Here is a 19,745-nt window from a genome sequence, read left to right on the forward strand (position 1 = left end):
GTAGGCGTCGGGATGTCCGAATCGCTAGGCTGCGAACGGGATTCAGTAGGAGGGCAGCCGTGGGCGACGATGCGTTGACCGGGCTCGCGAGTGATGCGCGGGCCGGGGTTTCCTTCAATTCCGGTGCGGCCACGGTGATGGCTCAGCAATGCGCCGAGATGTTGCAGGTGGTGGAGTCGGCTATTGCGACGATGGCCGCGCCGGATGAGCTGGTGCCGTTGAACCAGCGGAATTCCGGGGCGCGGCTGGCGGATGCGTTCAATGCGGCTGCGAAGCAGCTGGTCGACAGCGTTCTGATCGGACATAAGAGCGTGCTGACGGAGATGGGGGAGACGTTCGTGGCAGCCGGGGGGCTGTTCGAGCACACCGATGAGGCGTCCGCACGGAATTTCACTCAGCAGCAGGTGTCGGCGAAATTCACCAGCATGCGCTCCGGTGGCGGGCAGCCCGGCCTGGCGGCCACGACCGGGGGCCAGGCGGGTCTCGCGGCGCCCTTGAAATCCACTGATCCGGTGCAACTTCCAGAGTGGGGAGCGTCGCGGTGGAGTGGGACCGATAACGGGTATTCCTGGTCCGGGACGGCCAAGAAGGATTACAGCAATCTGCTCGCCGGTACTCAGGAGCAGATCGACCTCGCGGGCATGGCGGGCAAGAACGGCATTGCCATGCAAGGGACGTCGATCGTGGCGGAGCCCGGTGTGCAGTACGAGTGGGACGACTTCCACAATCATTGGGAGTACATCGACAACTCGAAGGCCCTCGACAAGCTCATTACCCGCGCGCAGGAATGGCACACGGCGGGACAGCGTCTGGGCTCACAGCTGAGCAGCTTCTACGCGGCCACCAACAGGTATCTCCAGGAATATCAGGGCGCCGCAGCCGACGATGTCTGGGCCTCGGAATCGGCGAAACTCGCCAAGACCGCCGTCAAGAAATACCTCGAGAATGTCGGATCGCTGGTCAGCTCGATCGAGATCATGAGTGCCAACCTCGCGTTCACCGAAGGCTGGTTGAAGAAACTCCAAACCTTCCTCCCGCACAGCGGCATTGCCGACACCTACGACACCAGCGCCGGAAGTGTGGGACACCTCTCGCAATCCGCCGTGGACCAGGCCCTGAGGGATCTGCGCCGGGCCTGGGACGACTGGTACGGCGAAGGCGTGAAGGATTCCAGTTCGGCGATTCCCGTTCTGCCGGAACCGAGTTCGACGATCGCCGCCCAACCCAAGGCCCCGACCCAGGACAAGCCCGCGCCGACCGACACGCACCAATCCCCGGACACACAAACCGCACCGACCGTGGAGACCACTTACAGGCCGACCGCCGCCGACCCGAGCACAACCGAGCCGACTACCACTGAGCCCAGCCAGACCGCACCCACGACTCCGGACCCGAGCACGCCCTCGACCACCACCGACCCGACCGTGTCGACGATCATGTCGTCCGTCAACACACTCGTACAGGACGGCACCAAGGCCGTCGAATCGCTTGCCTCACAAGGATCGAACATGGTGCAGTCCATGGTCTCGGCCCTGCAAAAGGCGGGTTTACTCCCCGCCGACCCGCCCCCCACCACGCCGGGTGACCAGAACCCACCCCCCGCCCCGCAGGCGGACCAGTGACATCCAGCTGGCAGTTCAGCGAGGCCGAGTTCTACGTACTGTGGATGGACCAGCTGGGCGAGGACCCACCCGACCCCTTCATGTTCACCTCCGCGACGAGGACCGCCGAGGAATTCGACGCCGAATTGCGCGCCGCGCGAGAAAGCCTGAGCCGGCAGTTCGATCGCGACTTCCGCTCGGCCTTCGACACCATCTCCGACCCGGACCTCTACCTGACCGTCTACGGCTGGGACGAGCGGGCTCGGTGGAGCGTAGGCCCGATGATCCGGATCCGTGCCCTCCGAAAAGGCCGGAAAGGCTATGTCATACGCCAGCTTCCGGGTCCGACCCATTGGCGTCGCGGCGGCTACACAGTCGACGAATGCGACCCGTACGAACTGGCGTCGGTTGTCGTCGCATCCTTACCTCCCGTCGATCGCGGCAACCGTGGCGATATCGAACTCGTGACCGACGACCAAGAACTGGACCACGACTTCCGGCACTCCCCAATCGCGGCCGGAGTCGAAACGGAAGAGTCGAGAACCAAGGAATTCCTCACGGCCCCGGCCGCCACCGCGGGCGAAATCCACATCGTCCAGGGCAAATCCGCCTACGGCCCCCGCGGTATCACCCACCACCGGGTGCGCTACCGCGACCTCGAGGACGACGGCCGCTACGCCATCACCGATAACCCCGCCCGAGCCCTGGCCGTCGACTCTTCCCGCCTGACGTCGATCCTCGACGACCGCGTCGCGAAAGTCCTGCAGGCAATGGCCGAGGAGGGCATGGACCCCTGGTGATCACGCGCTGGTAATAACCCGAACCGCCGCCTGTCGAGCCGGTTCGTCGACCTGCCCGATCTGATATCCGCGATCAGCAATGTGCTGCACCAGCTCCGGCTCCGGCGGCACCCCGTGCTTGTTCAGGTAGTGAGGCACGGCGCCGGCCCACACCCACACTCCGTCGGTCCGGAAGTTGAGCGGTACATCTCGCTCGCCCGGGGCGAACTCGTCCGCATCGAAACTACGCGCGGCCAGCACCATAGGCGCGGACTCCAGATAGGCGAGCAGGGCGGTCCGGATATTCGGATTGAGTTGCGGCCGGCTGATCGCGGGCCGCCCTTCGGCATCGCGCCCGTCGTATACCCGCGCCATACGAGGAGGCTGCGGGGTGAATGGCTGCTGGAAGGTCACGGGATTCGGCTGTGGAGCGAAGGCCGGTGCACCCACGGGCGGCCGAACCGGTTGCCTTCCAGGAGTTTCGAGGTTCGACACCAAACTGGCAACAGTTGTCGCGAACAACACCGGCACGGCGAATGTCAGCATCCACCCACCTGGCCCGACATGAACGAGGTTGTCGACGTTGAAGCCGTACCTGCCGAACGTGTCATCCAGCATGCTGGGCAGCACCAGGCCGAAAAGCGTTCCGACGGTGACCGATCCGATCATCCGCAACAGCCGTCCGCGCGCTCCGCCCCCCGCGATCAGCAGCATCGCCAGAACGATCGCACATACTCCGACGAGGATCATCAGCACACCGGAGAGATAAAACGGCCTGCCGTCGAACATGGCCTGAAACCAGTTCGAAATGGTCCCGCGACGCATCTCGCCTGCCGAGAAGAGCGCCCCGCCGATCACCAAAATCGCCGCCAGCAAAAGGAATACACCCATCACCCGACCCGCCGCACGTCCACCTGCGGCGGGCTCGGACGGCCGCCCTATCCCGGATAGAGAGGCCCATGCCGCACCGATCGACAGCGGAACGACCAGGACAAGCAACCAGAAACCCGCCCCCAACTTGTAATGGAAGTGACTATCCAAGCTGATCACGGTCGCAATCTGATTGATCACGATGCCCGCACCGAGGCCGAACCCCATCCCCGCACCGAACCCGCCGAACCATCGCACCACCCGATGACGGGCAGCAGGCCGTGTGAGCAACAGAATCCCGGCCACCCCTGCGACGACGGTGCACCCGGCGAACGAGATACCGACGATGTTGCCGCTGGTAAACCGGCTCCACAGCCCCACCGCATGGTTGTACGAAGGACCATTCAGCGTGGCCAACGTCAAGAACGACGCCACCAGAACCAGCCCCGCTACCGCGATCAGCAGCGCCCCCGCTGTCCGTCCGCCACTGCCATCGTGGTCCGTAACGCCACGTTGCACCATGGAATGGGCCACGACTCCCCCTGAGGTCGAGTGATCAAAACCCGTCCACCGTAACCCCACCGGCGACAAGCCGCCGATCGTGCGGTCGACGGCCCGAGTGCTCCTTGCCGGGGCTGCCGGCACTCACCAATCGTCCGCGCGGATCCGTCCCGGGGTGATGTCGTCGAGGTCCTCGACATTGGTGAAGGTCATGCCTCGCTCGTTGTTTTCCTGGCGCTCAGGGGAGTTCGGGGGAGCGGTGGAGGCAGGGATGGGTTCGGGGATGCGGGCATTGAGGTCGGGGAGGTCTTCGATGAGGTCGGACATCTTCGGCATGCGGCCGCGGCGTTCCTGGAGCGGGTTCATGAGTTCGGCGCTCTTGCGGGCCAATTCGGTGGCCGCGGCTTGGGCGGCCTCGGTGACGGCCTTGCTCAGTTCGTAGAGGGAGAGGCCTTCGAGGTCGTCGTCGAATCGGGTTTCGATGACCACACCGTCGGCGTTCACCACCACGGTTACTCGCTTCTGGAGTGCGAAGCCGGTGGCCATCAGCTTGGCGCGTTTCTGCTGGATGTCGCCGAGGACGTGCATTTGCTGCTGGAACTCGTCCAGCATCGACGCGAGTTCGGATTTGACGCGATCGTTTGTCATGGCTCAGGTCAGAAGGACTTGGCGCTGGACTGATCGGTGCCGTCGAGCTTCTTGCCGGACTGGTCCTGGCCGTCGGAGTTGTTCGCGGCCGATTTGGCTAGGGTGTCGGCGAGGTCTTTCAAGTTCTTCCGGGCGGCGAGATAGCCGCCACCGCCTTCTGTGCCCGCGAATTGGCTGCCGTAGCTGTCGGTTCCCCACGGTTCGCCGAGGCCGCCGAGCATGGATTCGAGATTGTTCACCACCGTGCTGAGGCGCTGGTTCACATAGTCGGCCTTCGTGGCCGCCTGGCGTAGTAGTTCGGGATCTACTTCGAGCTTGTCCGCCATGACTTTCTTCCTCCCCTATCCGAAGATGGTGCCGACAGTAGTTGGGCAGCTGCCCGGAAGGCAACGCATATCAATGCTGCTCAGCGCTTGGAGCGCTCGAGGAATCGCTGCGTGAATCCAGCGGTATAGACCGCGGGCGGCACCGACGACGAAGCGGGCTCGACGACACCGTCGTCCGCGATGTAGTAGATGGCGCGACCGATCATGATTTCGCCGGGCCGGGTCGGTACGTAAACCATCCAGCCGTGTTCGATGCGGTCGGCCGTCAACTGGTCCAGCGGATAACCGCTGGTATCCGACCCGCGTCCGAGGATGTAGCGCCGAATCTGTTCGATCGCGTCGATCCGGCTCAACGGCGGCGCCGTGACGAAGGCCCGCAGCCCCGCCAGCGAGAATTGGTTGAGCGCCGCGTCGACATCGTGCCGGGCCGGATCGAAGACGGTGGTGAGGGTTTCGTAAGTCACCACGCCCGCTTCCGCGGCTGAAATCAGCAGTGCGACAGCCGATTCGATGCGCTCGTCGACCGGTTCGCCGGTGGCGGAGGTCAGCACGTTCAGGATGAGGCCGGCGGTCGTCTCGTGAGTCCACACTCCGGGCACAGCCTCGACGAGTGCGGAGGCTGCCGGAGATTCCCCACGGAACCACTGCCCGTCCTCCCACCAGTAACAGAAGGACAGCTGCCCGGTCGCGGCACGCGGATTCAATACCGCGTCGGTAACCCAATCCGGTGCTCCCGCATACAGTTCGGGCATCCGGGCGCCCTGGTTGTATACGGCGTCGAGTTCGGGCGCATTCCAGACACCGCCGGAGATGACGGCCCGCTCGCCGATCAGATACAGCGTGCTGCCGCTACGGTTCCGCCCCTCGAACCAGGCGAGGGAGGGCAGAATTCGCGGCCCGTACGACTCGCCGAGTGCGGTCATCGTCGCGGCCAGCGCCGTCCAGCGCGCCCACAACAGCGGTAGCGCGGGAAAATCCTGCGTGGTCGCCTGTCCCCGAATCTCCTTGGCGCGATCCGCGCGCGCCTGTTCGGCAGCGGTACGCGGCGAGCGCAGTAGTCGTCCGCCATGACTCACATACGCGGCCAGCCACACCGGTAGTCGCTTGCGCGGATACTCCTTCAAATCGGCCAGGTACGCCTCGGCCGGGAACAGCTGTTCGTCGGGGAAGGGCTCGTCGCCGTAGTCGTAGTCGGTTTCGACCTGGCCGGCAGCGGTGAGGCTGACCCGCATCCGCCACCAGGGGCCTTCGCTCATCTGCGCGGCCACGTCGCGCTGTTCCTGAACCAGGATGAGCACGGCTTCCGACGGCTGCGCGCGCACGGCCTGATCGGTGGCCGAGTACACGACGTCCCAGGTCTTGGCCGCGACCGTCCAAGCAAAGACCGCGTCCACCCGTTCCCACCCGGCCGGCGCGGCGGCGGCGAGTTCGCGGGCGATCTGATGGCTCAGCTCCCGGGCACGCTGAATGATCTGCTGATCATCGACAACCGGAGCAGCTCCGGGATGCGAGACGAGCGTGAAGCCTACGTCGGGATCGCTATTGGCTTGCGCGAAGCCGTCCATGAACGACTTCATGAACTCCTCGTCCGGATTCCCGGCCTGCGGCTTGTCCATATCCCGAGCTCCCCTCCTCGACCGGGCCTCGCGTCCAGCGCCGATCGGATACCTTCGCGACCTTACACATTCGGAGGGTGGGTGTCGGGCCGGGTCGACGTTAGCTCATTGTTCGCGGGATCGGATGCGGCCGTCGTCGCCGATGTGGAGGCCGTCGAGTCCGGCGGTCGGACCGCCGGTGATGGTGATGTCCCAACCATCCGCTGCGCGCTGCCCGGCGAACTTCATGCGATCGGTATCGACGCCCGCGCCTATGAGATAGAGGCGGACTCGTTCCTCGGCCTCGGATTTCCGCAGCCCACCGGGCAGAGCGGCGTGTACCGGCCAAGGACGCTGGTTGTAGAAGCCCAGCCGCCGCTGTTCACGCTGCTGCCGTTCTTCCAGATTCTCGCTGTTGCCGTGGATCAGGATGCGCCAGAACGCGTCCCGTTTGGCCCAGCGATAGAAGTACGCGTCGCTGTGCAGACTCAACCGGGCGCTTATCTGCGACGAATCCTTGCGCTGCGACAGCGTGATACTGCTGTTGTGCCCGTACCGCTGCTTGGGCCACATGACAAAGCGGCGCCCGTGCCGAGGGGATTCGTCCCTAGAATCGAAGATGATGTTCGACGGCAGGGCGGCGAATCGCTGCATCAGTTCGTCGAACTCGCCGGGCGGGGCGGAGAACCAGATGGTGAGGGAGTGAACCCGCCCGTTGGATCCCTTGTCGAAGCGGTTGAACCCTTCGCCCACGAGGTCCGTCTTGCTCCAGGTCTCCGAGCCTTCGTCCTCGGCCGTGTAGCCGGCGCCTTCGAGTAGTGAAACCAGCTCTCGTGCACGATGTTGCCCGCGAGCGGCGACGGCGGCGGCCTGACGTCTGCTGATCGGATTCAGGGTCGAAGAGAATCCGCCGGGGTAGCCGGAGCTCCGTTCCGGCCCGGTGAAGGTAATGCCGTGCGGGATGAACCAGAGTGCGCGCATGGTTTCCCGCCCTTCTCCTCCGCTGTCCCGATACTGCCGCCGACCATAGCCGATTGCTCACGATCGGCAGCCGCCCAGTTGATCGTCGGCGGGTTCTGTGGCAGCGTGTCGCGAGATCGTGAACTGTTCCCGGTGAAACGTGCTGGTGGGCAGAGTATTAACCACGCAGGTCAGTGCATATCGGGGGCGGTAGTGGCGTCACGGGGGTGTCTGTTCGAAACCGCCGCCGCGCGAGTGATTCTCGTCGCAGGCGGTGCACGGTGATCTGGAAACCTCCGGCGGCGGGCGCGCTCGGCTGGCTGGTCGGCATGCAATGGCCGGACGGCAATGAAGACCGCATGTGGGACCTGGCCGACGACTGGAAATCCTCGGCCACGGATCTGCGCTCCATCAATGACGACATCGACGCGGCGATAGCGGCTGTACGCCAGGCCTATCCGATCGGTGACGGTGGCGATCAGATCATTGCCCAGCTGCAGGACATGCGCAGCGGCAATCAGTCGATCGACAAGCTGGCCGAATGGTTCGAGAGTACCGCGGCCTCGGCGAACAAGACCGGAACCGAGCTCGAATACACGAAGCTCATGTTCTACACCACGCTGGTCACTCTTGCCGCGGATATCGCGTGCGCGTGGCTGTTCCCGCCGACGGCGCCGGCCGCCGAGGGCGCATTGATCGGTGTCGCCAAGATCGCCGTGCGCCTGATAACGAGGAAGGCCGTCCAGGAACTCGGCGAGGAGGGGGTGAAACTCACCGCGCTGGCCTTGGTCAAGTACTCGCTGCGTACCGCGCTGATCGGTGGTCTGATGGGCGGTTTGCAGGACGGTGCCATTCAGGAGTATCAACACGAATTCGGTCGCCGCGATGACGTCGATCTCAGGCAGTTGGGCCTTTCTGCGCTCGGGGGTTTCGTCGGCGGCCTGGTTGCGGCGCCAATCGGCAAGCTCACCGAGCCGTGGGCGAAAGGTATCGAAAACCGGTTGGGTCGCGGACTGACCAACATGGGTATCGGTGCGATCGCCGGCGGCACCGCTGGTCTGGGGGGTTGGGCGGTCAGCGGCGGTTTCACGCACGATTGGCATTTCGATCCGCGAGTCATCACCGCCGGCATGGCCGGCGGTACATTGCCCGGTCTTGCTCATGAGATTCCCTCGCCCCTCAAGGGCGGTGCACCGCACGTATCGACCGGAGACGGAAAGCCTGGAGTCACGGTCGACACTGAGAAGCCCAGCACCGTCGACCCCGCTAAAGTGTCCGTCCCCGACCGCTTGACCGGCACGACGGAACAACTCGCTCAGCCGCAGGACAGCGCGCCGACCGGCAATATCGGCGGCCAGCACCCCGCCTCCATCGATCATCAGCCGCAGGTCGACCCGAATTCGCAAGTGCAAGCTCACGATCCGCAGTCGGTATCCGACGGACCGGCTCGGGTCGACCCCGGTCAAGGTCCGGTCGCGGGCATGCCGCAGGCGCAATCACCCGCCCACATCGCCCCGACCGATGTGCGAGCCCCGGACAACGCAGCTCCGCAGAACGCGAATCCCGGTCATACCGCACCCGAGACACGGGTGACGGACCAACGCTCGGTTCCCGCGGCACCGCGTGCGGATGCCCCGGCCGTACCTCGCGGTGGTGCGCCCGGAGCCGGTGTCCCGCCCGCCGAATCGCGGGCCGGCGCTGCCGTCCCGCGTGACGCGGGAAGTCCCGCAACACCGCTGGAGGCCAAAGCTACGGGCGCCGAGGTCACGTCACGCGCAAATGTGCAGGCGGACACCGGCAAGACCGATCGCACCCACGACGGACCACTGTCTCGTGTCGGCGGGCGGCCCGAGGATCCGGTCGGTGGGCGAGATCCCAAATCCGAAGGGCCTTCGGATCATTCGGCCGACCGGGACAGCCAGAACTCGGCCCGCGATCGAAACGCCCCGGGCGGCGACGATCAGTCGCGTACCCGTGACGACCAAGCGGACGTTCGTGATGGCCGGACGCGGGCTCGCGATGACGACGCGTCGAGCCACGACAAGGACCACGACGCGCCCAGCGACGGCAAGGACCACGACGCGTCGAGCCACGACAAGGACCACGACGCGTCTGGCCGCGACAAGGATCACGAGGCGCCCAGCCGCGACAAGGATTCGTCTGCAGACGGTCCGCACTCCCACGACGGGCACCCCGCCGATCCGAGTCCTGTGCATTCCACGGACTCCCTGCCGGAACATCGTGTCCTGCCGAAGGATTCGCCGATCACCGATGCCGAGCACGCGCATGCCCGCGACGCTCTGGATCGGCTCGGCCACGATGCGACTCCCGAGCATCTCCGGCACGACCCCGACACCGAGGTCTCGGGCGCGCACAATCGCGCGACCGAGAACCACGAGTGGTGGCATGACCTCACGCCCGAACAGCAGGATGCGATGGTCCGAGTCCATCCCCGCGAGATCGGCAATGCCGACGGCATCCCGGCAAGCGTCCGCGACGAAGCCAATCGCCTGGCCATCACGCGCGATATGGCCAACCTGCGCGAGCAGAATCCGCGTATCGGCAAGTGGACTACCCGCTTCACCGATCCGGAGAACTTCCGGCAGTGGAAGAACCTGGACAGCACCGTGCGAGCCCTCGACGAGGGCGAGAATCTGGCGGGGCGCTTCGCCGACGATTTCAAGTGCGACAAGCCACCCGTGCAGGTGCTGTCCTACGACTCCCGGGAATTCAACGGTGAGGGCCGCGCGGTCGTTGCCTTCGGTGACACCGATCGGGCGTCCACGGTGTCCTGGCACATTCCAGGTATCACGACTACGGTTCGCAGCCTCGAAGGCAACCTGGCCAACGCGTTCAACCACATGTGGGAGACCTCGACCCGCGCCGATGACCCCAGCCAGGTCGCGTCCATCGCATGGATCGGATACGACGCCCCGAGCGGTTTCCCGAAGATCGTCCGTGAGATGACGGACGCGCGCCTGGCCCAGCGCGGTGGGCAATTGCTCGCCCGAGATGTGTCCGCGTTCAACCAGACTCGCCGTCTGGCAGCCAGCCGTCCTGGCGGCGTTCCGGCCCCGGATACACACCTTTTCGGCCACAGCTACGGCTCCACCACAACAAGTTTCGCGGGCGCGGGCGGCCGACTATCCGGCGATGTCTCGACCATCACCTTGCTCGGCTCGCCCGGCGCCGGCCCGGTCGGACACGCGGCCGACTTCGGTATCGGCGCCCACAATGTCTTCGTCGGTTCATCGCCGCGCGATCCTGTCACCTGGATCGGCGCGAATACGCACGGCGAGCTAGGCCGCATAGCGCCGAAAATGGGCATGGGGCTCGGCATGGACCCCGCTATCGAGGCCTTCGGAGCCCGCCGTATTGCCGCGCAATTCCCCGGTGGCGCACGCACTCTCAGCGATATCTCCACCCACACCGGCTACTACCGGTACCTGGACGGCGACGGCCGTACCGTCCCGACCGAATCACTACACAACTTCGCCCGCATCGCCGCCGGCGAATCCCCGCACGTACTGCCGGAATACAACCGCCCCGGCCACGACGACCCCAATGCCTGGCAGCGCAATGTGGGTTCGCTACCCAACGACCCGGCCCGCCTACGCCCACCCGAACTCGAAATTCGCGATGGCGAACACCCGTACGGCTACCAGGACCTGATCGCCGAACACCAGCCGGCCGAAGAACACCAACCCACCCACGAGCCGGCCCCGGAACAGCGACCGCAGACCAACGACTGTGGCCCCCAAGCCCTCCGGCAGGTCCACGACCTGACCGGCAACGAGCACGTCCGTGTCCCCGAAGACCCGTCGATCACCGACCGTGGCATGACTGCCCGGGAACTGGAGGACGCGGCCGGCGCTCGCATGGAGCGCCTCGAAACCTACGGCGGCCTGGCCGACCGACTACACCGCCTCGGTGACGGCGCCACCGCTCTCGTGGTCGACGAATATCACGGCCCCGCGGACACCAACGGAATTGGCGCTCACGCCTACACGGTCACCAACGACGGCGGCCGCCTCGTCCTCCACGACCCCACTCTCGGCGAAGGCCCCCACCCCTTCCCGATGGATCGCACCAATGTCCGCTCCACCCACGCGATCGTCTACGACGAACACGGAAACCCCCAGCGACCGATCGAGTCGGGTGCTCCTGAGCGCCCGGCAGCATCTCGGCCGGAAGTACGTATCGGTCAACCGGATTCGCATCCCGCACCCGCTCGAGAGCAGCATCCGGTGCCGGAACACGACCCTGTTTCTCACGAACGCCCCAGGCATGCCGAACCCGACGGCGGATCACCCGGCCACGATCCGATCCATCGCTTCGACACCGATAATGCAGGCCGTCGCTACGGCGAAGACACCCTCGGCCCGATCCGGGACGCATTGCCCACCGATCAACTCCGTGAGCTACAGCAGTACAGCAAGAAGTCCTGGCTCAACGAGTTCCTGCGCGCTCCGGATCCCATGGGGCTCATTGCCAAGCTCCAAGACGATCACGCTCTCCACCAGCAGTTGCTGCGTCTCACCAACGGTAGTCCGGTGCCGCCCCGAGTCGATGTACTGGACCGCCTCGTGGCCGAGCATCCCGACCCGCGCGACCCGTACCTCGATCCGCCCTTGCGGGCCGCCATCGACAACGTACTGAGCGAGCTCAATCCACACGGCCGCATCGACGAACTCTGGCGCAACTCCGACAAACTGACCATGATGCGCGAGTTCTTCGGAACCGACCCGACCATGGACATGCTCAGAGACCGCGTGAACAACCTGGACCAGGCCGCCAATCACCCTGTGCCGGAAGGCATAGAGGTCTGCCGAGGCATCAGCCTCAACAGCCTCGACCGCTTCATCGACCACGAGGGCCTCCCCCTGAACGGCCGCAACCCCCGCGAACTGATCGGCACGATCCAACGCGAACGCGGCTACATGTCAACCAGCTTGTCCCCAACCCCGACCCAGGAATTCAAGCTCAGGGTCCGGATGGAGCTGGACGTCCCACCCGGTACGAAGGGCATCTGGGTCGGCGACCGAGGCCTCTCCGGCCCCGAGAACGAACTCCTCCTCCAGCGCGAATCCCGTTTCCTCATCACGGATGTCGTAGAGAAGCCCGGCGGCCCCCGCTACGACGACGGCTACGTCGAGTACCTGATCAAAGGCACCCTCGTCCCCGCCGACTACGTACACGAACCCGCCGGACATGTTCCGGCCGAACATGATTCACCTGCTCGGCCTGAATCTGAGATCGAGCACAACGCCCCCGAGGCGGATGCGTCGCACCACGCAGGCCAACCCGGCAAGCACGATGTTCCCTTCAACCTGAACAGCGAGCCGCACGCCCCATCCCACCCGGACGACCGCCAGTCCGCCCCGACCGTCGAACCTCCGAACGACCGCCCGGAGGTGATGACCCCGCATCTCGAATCCCGCTTCGACGAGATGAGAACCCGCGCCGCGGACACGATGCGCGCCATCTCCGACCCCGCTCGACTCAGCGAAGTCCCTTCCCTCAGGGAGGATTTCGCCAACCTCCTGGACCGCCTCGGCATGATGGACCCGACCACGGCCCAAACCCCCTGGCGCCTCCTCGCCGACCACGACCCAGCCTTCGCCCGCTTCCTGGTCGACAACCACAACACCCTCCTCCCACGCCCGGACGAACCCCACCTCACCCCGTCCGCGTCCCACCCCGGCGACGATCCGACCATCCACGACACCCCCACCCAGGACACCGCTGCGCACTCGAACGAGCCGCGCCCGAACGAGTCCCACCCCCACGACCCCGAGTCGCACCCCGACCCCACCCACCCCCTCGACGACCACCCAACGCACACTCCAGACCCTCTCCTGGATCTAGCGGAGCGAACCCCCGCCGGCGTCTCCATCCACGACGACCCCGAGATGCGAACTCTCGCCCACCTGGTCCCCGAGGACCCCCACTACTTCACCCTCGACGCCCACGTAACCGAAGACGGCCACTTCCTCATCGACGGCCGCAAATACACCCCCGAAGAACTAGCAGCCCGCCTCCCCGCCCTAGGCCACGACGGCCGCCCCATCCGCCTGATCGGCTGCGACGCAGCCACCAACGATGCCGCCGCCCGCCTATCCCGAGCCACCAACCGAAACATCCTGGCCCCCACCAAGTCCGCCTGGACCGACGACCACGGCCGGATCTTCTCCTCCACCCCAGAGCCAACTCCCGAAGGCACCCGGCGTCCCCGCATCCCACCGGACGGTGATTGGGACCTTGTTCATCCGGACGGTACGAAAACCAAAGCCACGAAGGACGGTTTTGCGCCTGGCACACGCGAGGAGGACAAGCGCGGTGTCACACCCGACGTAGCTCGGGCACGTGGTGAGGAGCCAACCAGAAAAGACGATTCCCATCACGGTGAGCCTCGGGTCGCGGAGCATCGCGACGTTGCGAATTCAGGATATGACGGGCCACTGCCTTCGAGTGACACCCACGATCAGCGGCCACCCGTCGACGGAACCAGACCAAGCATGCTTGAGAGGCTCGATCTCGCCGATACGGACCGGATTACGCTGACTCTGGACGGGCGGATCGAAACGATTGACGGTCTGAGCGTCAAAGCCTGGACGGAACAACGTGCGCTGCAACGTGGGTGGGAGATCCGTGAGCAGATAAGCGATCCCGGTAATGTTGGCAAAAATAAGATTAGTAAGAGCAGTATCGGTGGTGTATCCGCAGTGGGTGTGGACCGTATCACAGGGCAGGTATGGGAAGCGGTCAATGGCTCGACACGAAACTCGGTAATTCCGGAGCGTGAAGTGCATCCCGTCTTGAACCAGCGACAGGCTTGGCTGGACCGAGAGGGTCCGTACCCCGCCTATCCGCATCAGAATGACCCCAACCGGTTTATCGGTCCCGATGGGAAGGTTCAGCCACTGACCAATGAAGACGGTAGTGTTCTTACCCAGCAATACCCACAAGACGACGAACCGCTTCGTCACGCCGAGGTCAAGGTGCTCAATCAGATGATGCGCGATCACCCAGAGGTCGACTTCAGCGGCGATACTGCGACAATCAAACAAATGATATCCGACCGCTTCACTGCTGAGTCGGTTCGTCCTGTCGATAAGCGCCCTGTTATGGCAGTACCCTTCTGTGCAAATTGCAACATCATGATGGATGGCGTACAAAATATGGCACACAGGAACACGCATGCGGTGGGTCACCCGGACAACCAGGAAATTGAGTAGGGGCATGGTCATGCGGATTGATATCGACGACGCAGACACTGACGTCGGAGGAGTGAAGCTCTATGAGGACACTCCGTACACTGGCGAGATCGTCGAGACCGACGGGCTCGGGAATCTCATCTGGCTCGGCACCTACACGGGTGGCTACGAGGACGGACTGTTCCGCGAGTGGTTCTCGGACGGCAGACCGAAGAGTGAGGGGGAGGTGAAGCGGGGCGTCGGGCGAGTTGGTAGCTGGCGGACTTGGCATCCCAACGGTCAGCTGGCATCTGAGGATGTTTTTGGTATCGACGGAAAACTGCAGGTTCAGCGGCGTTGGAGTGAGGATGGCGAGCAGACGGAGCCTCGCCCTCGTGCATAAAGGTGCCTTCCGATTCGATAGGCGAAGGTAAAGCCGCCCGATGGCCAGAGCACGGTGAGGTACTCAATCGATGAGGAATCCGCGGTACCTATGACTACAAACTATGATTCCTGGACTCGTCTCCCGGTCTTCTACTTTCCGATCACACTGGGTGACAACCTGGTTGGCTACTTGTGGGGGGCACAGAACGGGAACGCGGCGGGATTCTTCCCTCATCTCGCCTCTGGCATCAACAATGTGAGGTCCTCGATCTTCTGGCAGAACCGGCTCGAAGAGATGTATCGCCGGGGTCTGAAGCCGGCTGAAGCAATCAGATACTGGGTCGGAAAGACGCCGGATTCTCAGTACGGCGGGATCCTTGAAGGTGTTGTTCAAGGGGAATCGCGCACCATCCAGGAGCTAGCATTGCGCCTCAATCCCGACCGCCCGTTGGGTGAGGGGCCATGGATTCAGGACGGTGTCTTCCCCAGCGGCACTCCTGATAATCGGTCAGAGGGGTTCAGTGCGATCGCTCCTGTGCCGACATCCAACTATGCCCATGAAACCGCTTCGCCTGTCACATTCTTGCCCGTGACGCTTAGTGGATCCGTGGTCGGGTACGTGTGGGCGTCGATCAGTGACGAAGCGGCCGGGTACCTTCCTCGAACGGCTGCTGGAGGAACAGGTTTGGTTGCCGGTGGGCTATGGCGAGCCCGCCTGTCGGATGCCCATGCCGCTGGGCTTCCGGTCCTCGAAGCATTGCGTCGTGTTCGCTCGCTCCCCGCCAACGCTCCCGGAACCTTCGGTGTGATCGATGATCGGGCAATCGAGCAACGCGCACCACACCTTTCCGACCTGCGCGGACTTGCTGAACAGGCATGATCTGATCGGCACTGTCGGCATCAATCGCATACTTGCGGCTATCTGGGTGTCGCACAGGTGTGACGGGCTCCGCCCGCTTCCATCAGGCGAGTAGTCGGTGCCGACCGCTGCTTTCGCGCTCGATGCGGCTGCGGATTTCTGTGACTGTTCTGCCGCCGGCATGGGGACCGGCCGGGCGCATAGCGGATGTAATCCAGCCGAGGGTTACGCCGGCGATTGCGCCGACGAGTATGAAGGTGATGTCGCCGATCATTCTTCTGTGCCTTCGTCACTCGTCTCACCGTGCGCGGTGGTTCGAGGCGTCCGGATGAGCTGGTCCAATGCACTGCTGCCTACTTGCAACAGGTTCTGCAAGGCTGTGGCGCTGACGAAGAGTTCGAATGCTTCGGGTGCGCCGAAGACGAGTGTTACTGCCCCGTCTTGGGTGTGGATGACGGGCCGGATGGGACATTGGTCGTCGACACAGGCCCAGGTGCCGACCTTCAACTGCTCGAACATGGACTCCCCTTGTGGTTTGGGCTGTCACGCATGGCATCTGGGATGCTGATCGAGAACGCTGATGTGGCGTAGGCCACATCATGAGAATAGGCTGATATATCAGCGAGTTCAACAGCTTTCGATGGATGATGTTGATCCGCAGGATGATTCGATCACTGTTGGGAAGGGCGGACGGGGTGAGCGAACGGTCGGATCCATCTGCGCTGCGGTTCCTGATCGGCCATGAGCTGCGTTCCGCGCGGGAGCGGGCGCGCGTCAAGCAGAGCGAGGCCGCCAAGGCGCTCGGTTGCAGTCAGCCGAAGATTGTTGCGATGGAATCGGGCAAGTATCTGCAGCAGCCGGAGGACGTCACGACCTTGCTCCGGCTGTACCGAGCGGATGTTGCCCAGATCGACCGGCTTGCATCCCTGGCCGGCCGGGCCGACCAGAAGACGTGGTGGGCGCCGTTCTCCGACGTGCTGCCCAACTGGTTCAAGACCTTCGTCGGTCTCGAGGGTCTGGCGCGGAGCCAATTCATCTACCAGACAGTGACTTTCACGGGGCAACTGCAAACGCGGGCCTACGCGACCGCCCTGCACGAAGGTAGTCCTTTGGTGGCATCGGTGGACGTACCGCAGATAGTTCGCGCGCGGCTGGCGCGGCAACGAGTGGCCGATAGGACGAACCCAATGGTGCTGACCACGGTTATCGAGGAGGTGGTTCTCTATCGCCAGGTCGGCACCCCTGACGTCATGCGTGAGCAGCTCACCCATCTCTGGGAGCTCATGAAGCACGACCACATCGATCTCCGAATCCTGCCGACCAGGGCCTACGCCCACGCGGGAAACGTCAGCGAATTCACCCTGCTGTACTTCGACCAGGCCCAGACCGTCGGATACATCGAGTACCCCACGGGTGCCCTCTACCTGCAGGATTACGATGGGGTGGCAGTGTACGAGATGCTGGCCGACCAGCTCCGCACGGCGGCCTTGCCGAAAAGTGAATCCGCCGAACTGATTCGGAGCCGAGCGGCCGAGTGGAAATGAGGGAGTCGGCGTATGGCCCCGTTCGCAGGTCGCGCATGGCGCAAGTCCACCTACAGCGGAAGCAATGGTGGCCAATGCGTCGAGATGAGTTTCGGGCCGGAGCGGGTCCTCATTCGTGACAGCAAGTACTCGGGCCCTGCTCTCGGCCGGCCGATAGTCTCGGTCTCCAACGCCCAATGGCCGAGATTCCTCGACCTTGTTCTATCGGGTGCAGTGGGCGATCTCGGGCAAGGAGTGAGAGTCGAACTCTGCTCGAATGGGGGCGTAATCCTCGCAGATCAGAGCCAGGCCAGGCTGCTGTTCACCGTCGCTGAATGGGATGCCTTCGCCAAGGGCATCGCTGACGGGCAATTCGTTCTCCCTCCGAGCGGCTCGGCTAATATCGGCGGCACTACGAGTGGGGGAGTGTCGGCCAATGAATGAAGAGTCACCGCGTCTGGCACGCGTCTACGACGGACGAGACGAAAGTGGCCACCCCGTTGCGGTGCGGGAGGCTCTGCCCTGGTGGTTGCGAGAGGGGATCATCTCCTACCTCGAGCACGCGCCGATCGTGCTTGCCGCGCGAAGCTTCGATGTCGATGAGTTCGCACCATCGGAACGTGATGTGCCGCTGACCTTCCGGACCGACGGAGTGTGGATCTGGTCGGGATCCGTGCCGCATTACCTGCGCAAGCACGATCTCCCGCCGGAGCCCGAATTGGTGCAGCACATCATCGACCGCGGATTTCAGCACGGTGAGATCACCGCCGAAGCAAAGGATCTGGCGCTGAGGGTGATCACCAGCGGGTAGGCATCGGATCGATGCAACATGCAACCGGCGAGCTTGGTATTTGTGAATAATGTTTCACCGAACCATGATCGGGAGAAGTTTCCGTCGGAGAGATCGACTTCGCTGAGATCGAGCTCTCCGGCATCGAGATCGCCTGCCTGGCGGTAGTGTAGCCACTCACGGAAACGTGCCGACGCCTCCGGATCAGGTGGAAATACTCGGGGTGCCGGGTCGCCATGGGTATCAGCTGACTCGGAGCCCATTGGCCCACCTCATTTATTCTGGTCGCTACGCGCCTGCGATAGTCCGGACGGCAGCCGCTGTTGTCGCTTCATCGATCGAGTTGATGAGGAAACCGCGATCTATGATGTGCCGCACCAGATCCGGTTCGGGAGCGATGCCGTGCTTGTGTAGATAGTGCGGGACGGCGCCGGGCCACACCCAGACTCCATCGGTCCGATAACTCAACGGCACGTCTTTGTCCGCTGGTTCGAACTCGTCCGTCCCCAGGCTGCGGGCTGCCAGTACCAGCGGCGCGGATTCGAGGAAGGCCAACACCGCAGTGCTCAGGTTCGGATCCAACGGTGCGCGGGTAATGACAGGTCGTCCATCTTCGCTCAGGCCCTCGTGAATGCGTGCCAGGCGAAGGCCGGGCTGCACTGCAGGGGAGTGATGTTGGTGAACAGGGGTCGAAGCGACGGGTGAGGGCATATGCGGTGTCGAAGAGATGGTCGGGTTGCTTTGGACGGCGGGATAGGCCGACTTGTGATCGGCCGCATTCCGCATCGAGACGAGGCTCGCGATACTCGCACCGAGTGAAAGCATCAAAGCTGCTGCCAGAACCCAGCTTCCGGGTCTGATGTACTGCACGACCTCCGACCGAACCCCCAACAGGTCGGGGCTCGACACGAAATTGAGCACTGTCGTGAGAGTTACTCCCGCCATCAGAGCGCCGGCGAGAGCCCCGGAAGATCGGGCCCACGGGCTGCGGGGACCGCGAATAGCGAATTGCAGGATGGCGGCTACGACGGCGGAGGCCACTGCCAACACTAAAGGGACCCAGGCCAATTGGTTCGCCATGTCAATGCCCAGAGTTGACCCCCACATCGACACTCCCCACTTATCACCGTCTCCGACCAGATCCAAGAATGAACCTGCCATCGCTACTGCCGCGGCAGCGATGAGGAGTGCACCGGTCACCGGTGCACCGGTACTTACTCGTGGTACCGGGACAGCTGCGGCGACGGTCAGAAGTACCGCGGCGAATGCAAAGACTGCGGCAAGGACGAGGACCCAGAATCCGGTATCAGGGTGGTACACGAGGTCTGGATCCCCGTTGTCATCCAGGCGCAGAATCGACACGGTCCCTGATATAGCCGCGAGCGAGGCGCCGAATGTCATCCCCGCTGCGAAGGTGCCGAGCCAGTGCACAACACGGCCCTGCTTTCCAGCCATCGCGAGCATCAGGGCGCCCGCCAGCATGGATGCTGCTGCGCAAAGGGCGAACGCGACTCCCACCAGACTGAGCTCGGTTTGCTGATCTGGCCCTCCACCGAGCTGCCAAGCGCTGACCTGGTGCGGGAACTGGTGTGCACGGTATGCGACGAGCGGTGTAAATGACGCGGCGACGAGTAGCGCCGCAGCAATCAATAGCAAGCCGCCGCCTATGCGGACTCTGGTGGATCGGCTCAGGGTGCTCACCCTTTTGGACCC

The 19,745-nt window shown here is 64.0% G+C and carries 16 protein-coding genes; 8 read left to right on the plus strand and 8 right to left on the minus strand.

Annotated features, from left to right (window positions below; genetic code table 11):
- Positions 1-59 precede the first annotated feature (59 nt).
- On the plus strand, positions 60-1,622 hold the full coding sequence (locus ACIP5Y_RS43255) for a hypothetical protein (protein ID WP_400359273.1): 1,563 nt from the start codon (positions 60-62) through the stop codon (positions 1,620-1,622).
- The gene (locus ACIP5Y_RS43260; protein WP_400359275.1) at positions 1,619-2,401 is read left to right on the plus strand and encodes an ESX secretion-associated protein EspG; all 783 of its coding nucleotides are present in this window, start codon (positions 1,619-1,621) and stop codon (positions 2,399-2,401) included. Before ACIP5Y_RS43255 ends, ACIP5Y_RS43260 begins: the two co-directional genes overlap by 4 nt.
- On the opposite strand, the gene ACIP5Y_RS43265 is transcribed toward ACIP5Y_RS43260, so the two are convergent.
- From ACIP5Y_RS43265 to ACIP5Y_RS43285, 5 genes are all read right to left on the minus strand, one after another.
- A complete protein-coding gene (locus ACIP5Y_RS43265; RefSeq protein WP_400359277.1) occupies positions 2,402-3,784 on the minus strand; it encodes a hypothetical protein in 1,383 nt (460 codons plus the stop codon).
- A gap of 111 nt (positions 3,785-3,895) precedes the next feature.
- Positions 3,896-4,399 carry a YbaB/EbfC family nucleoid-associated protein gene (locus ACIP5Y_RS43270; protein ID WP_400359279.1) on the minus strand — a complete coding sequence of 168 codons (504 nt, stop codon included), beginning with the start codon at positions 4,397-4,399 and terminating at the stop codon, positions 3,896-3,898.
- A gap of 8 nt (positions 4,400-4,407) precedes the next feature.
- Positions 4,408-4,725 (minus strand): hypothetical protein, encoded by a 318-nt coding sequence (locus tag ACIP5Y_RS43275; RefSeq protein ID WP_400359280.1) that lies wholly within the window; start codon positions 4,723-4,725, stop codon positions 4,408-4,410.
- Between the two features lie 80 nt (positions 4,726-4,805).
- A complete protein-coding gene (locus tag ACIP5Y_RS43280; RefSeq protein WP_400359282.1) occupies positions 4,806-6,341 on the minus strand; it encodes a hypothetical protein in 1,536 nt (511 codons plus the stop codon).
- A gap of 105 nt (positions 6,342-6,446) precedes the next feature.
- Positions 6,447-7,301: a hypothetical protein gene (locus ACIP5Y_RS43285; RefSeq protein ID WP_400359283.1), complete on the minus strand. Its 855-nt coding sequence runs from the start codon at positions 7,299-7,301 to the stop codon at positions 6,447-6,449.
- Between the two features lie 260 nt (positions 7,302-7,561).
- Here ACIP5Y_RS43285 and ACIP5Y_RS43290 point away from each other — a divergent pair, with 260 nt between their 5' ends.
- The 3 genes from ACIP5Y_RS43290 (at position 7,562) to ACIP5Y_RS43300 (ending at position 15,740) form a co-directional block, all read left to right on the plus strand.
- Positions 7,562-14,518, plus strand: coding sequence for an alpha/beta hydrolase (locus ACIP5Y_RS43290; protein WP_400359285.1), 6,957 nt, complete (start codon positions 7,562-7,564; stop codon positions 14,516-14,518).
- Between the two features lie 10 nt (positions 14,519-14,528).
- Positions 14,529-14,879, plus strand: a complete 351-nt coding sequence (locus ACIP5Y_RS43295; RefSeq protein ID WP_400359287.1) for a toxin-antitoxin system YwqK family antitoxin — start codon at positions 14,529-14,531, stop codon at positions 14,877-14,879.
- A gap of 90 nt (positions 14,880-14,969) precedes the next feature.
- Positions 14,970-15,740, plus strand: coding sequence for a hypothetical protein (locus tag ACIP5Y_RS43300; RefSeq protein WP_400359289.1), 771 nt, complete (start codon positions 14,970-14,972; stop codon positions 15,738-15,740).
- A gap of 82 nt (positions 15,741-15,822) precedes the next feature.
- On the opposite strand, the gene ACIP5Y_RS43305 is transcribed toward ACIP5Y_RS43300, so the two are convergent.
- The gene (locus tag ACIP5Y_RS43305) at positions 15,823-15,993 is read right to left on the minus strand and encodes a hypothetical protein (RefSeq protein WP_400359290.1); all 171 of its coding nucleotides are present in this window, start codon (positions 15,991-15,993) and stop codon (positions 15,823-15,825) included.
- A complete protein-coding gene (locus ACIP5Y_RS43310; protein ID WP_400359292.1) occupies positions 15,990-16,238 on the minus strand; it encodes a hypothetical protein in 249 nt (82 codons plus the stop codon). Before ACIP5Y_RS43310 ends, ACIP5Y_RS43305 begins: the two co-directional genes overlap by 4 nt.
- 125 nt (positions 16,239-16,363) lie before the next feature.
- Between ACIP5Y_RS43310 and ACIP5Y_RS43315 the strand changes: the two genes are divergently transcribed.
- The 3 genes from ACIP5Y_RS43315 to ACIP5Y_RS43325 are packed head-to-tail and all read left to right on the plus strand — an operon-like array spanning position 16,364 to position 18,053.
- A complete protein-coding gene (locus ACIP5Y_RS43315; protein ID WP_400359294.1) occupies positions 16,364-17,263 on the plus strand; it encodes a helix-turn-helix domain-containing protein in 900 nt (299 codons plus the stop codon).
- Positions 17,264-17,275: 12 nt separating this feature from the next.
- Positions 17,276-17,686 carry a DUF397 domain-containing protein gene (locus ACIP5Y_RS43320; RefSeq protein ID WP_400359296.1) on the plus strand — a complete coding sequence of 137 codons (411 nt, stop codon included), beginning with the start codon at positions 17,276-17,278 and terminating at the stop codon, positions 17,684-17,686.
- Positions 17,679-18,053, plus strand: a complete 375-nt coding sequence (locus tag ACIP5Y_RS43325; RefSeq protein WP_400359297.1) for a hypothetical protein — start codon at positions 17,679-17,681, stop codon at positions 18,051-18,053. The genes ACIP5Y_RS43320 and ACIP5Y_RS43325 overlap by 8 nt, the downstream gene beginning before the upstream one ends.
- 267 nt (positions 18,054-18,320) lie before the next feature.
- Here ACIP5Y_RS43325 and ACIP5Y_RS43330 read toward each other — a convergent pair whose 3' ends face one another.
- Positions 18,321-19,733 (minus strand): hypothetical protein, encoded by a 1,413-nt coding sequence (locus tag ACIP5Y_RS43330; RefSeq protein WP_400359299.1) that lies wholly within the window; start codon positions 19,731-19,733, stop codon positions 18,321-18,323.
- Positions 19,734-19,745: the final 12 nt, after the last annotated feature.

Source organism: Nocardia sp. NPDC088792, assembly GCF_044750615.1.
Taxonomy (GTDB): domain Bacteria; phylum Actinomycetota; class Actinomycetes; order Mycobacteriales; family Mycobacteriaceae; genus Nocardia.

Excerpts from the sequence above, each read along its gene's own strand:
- ACIP5Y_RS43270 (WP_400359279.1), bottom strand. The coding sequence starts at position 4,399 with ATGACAAACGATCGCGTCAAATCCGAACTCGCGTCGATGCTGGACGAG.
- ACIP5Y_RS43275 (WP_400359280.1), bottom strand. The coding sequence starts at position 4,725 with ATGGCGGACAAGCTCGAAGTAGATCCCGAACTACTACGCCAGGCGGCC.
- ACIP5Y_RS43280 (WP_400359282.1), bottom strand. The coding sequence starts at position 6,341 with ATGGACAAGCCGCAGGCCGGGAATCCGGACGAGGAGTTCATGAAGTCG.
- ACIP5Y_RS43285 (WP_400359283.1), bottom strand. The coding sequence starts at position 7,301 with ATGCGCGCACTCTGGTTCATCCCGCACGGCATTACCTTCACCGGGCCG.
- ACIP5Y_RS43295 (WP_400359287.1), top strand. The coding sequence starts at position 14,529 with ATGCGGATTGATATCGACGACGCAGACACTGACGTCGGAGGAGTGAAG.
- ACIP5Y_RS43300 (WP_400359289.1), top strand. The coding sequence starts at position 14,970 with ATGACTACAAACTATGATTCCTGGACTCGTCTCCCGGTCTTCTACTTT.
- ACIP5Y_RS43305 (WP_400359290.1), bottom strand. The coding sequence starts at position 15,993 with ATGATCGGCGACATCACCTTCATACTCGTCGGCGCAATCGCCGGCGTA.
- ACIP5Y_RS43310 (WP_400359292.1), bottom strand. The coding sequence starts at position 16,238 with ATGTTCGAGCAGTTGAAGGTCGGCACCTGGGCCTGTGTCGACGACCAA.
- ACIP5Y_RS43315 (WP_400359294.1), top strand. The coding sequence starts at position 16,364 with ATGATGTTGATCCGCAGGATGATTCGATCACTGTTGGGAAGGGCGGAC.
- ACIP5Y_RS43320 (WP_400359296.1), top strand. The coding sequence starts at position 17,276 with ATGGCCCCGTTCGCAGGTCGCGCATGGCGCAAGTCCACCTACAGCGGA.
- ACIP5Y_RS43325 (WP_400359297.1), top strand. The coding sequence starts at position 17,679 with ATGAATGAAGAGTCACCGCGTCTGGCACGCGTCTACGACGGACGAGAC.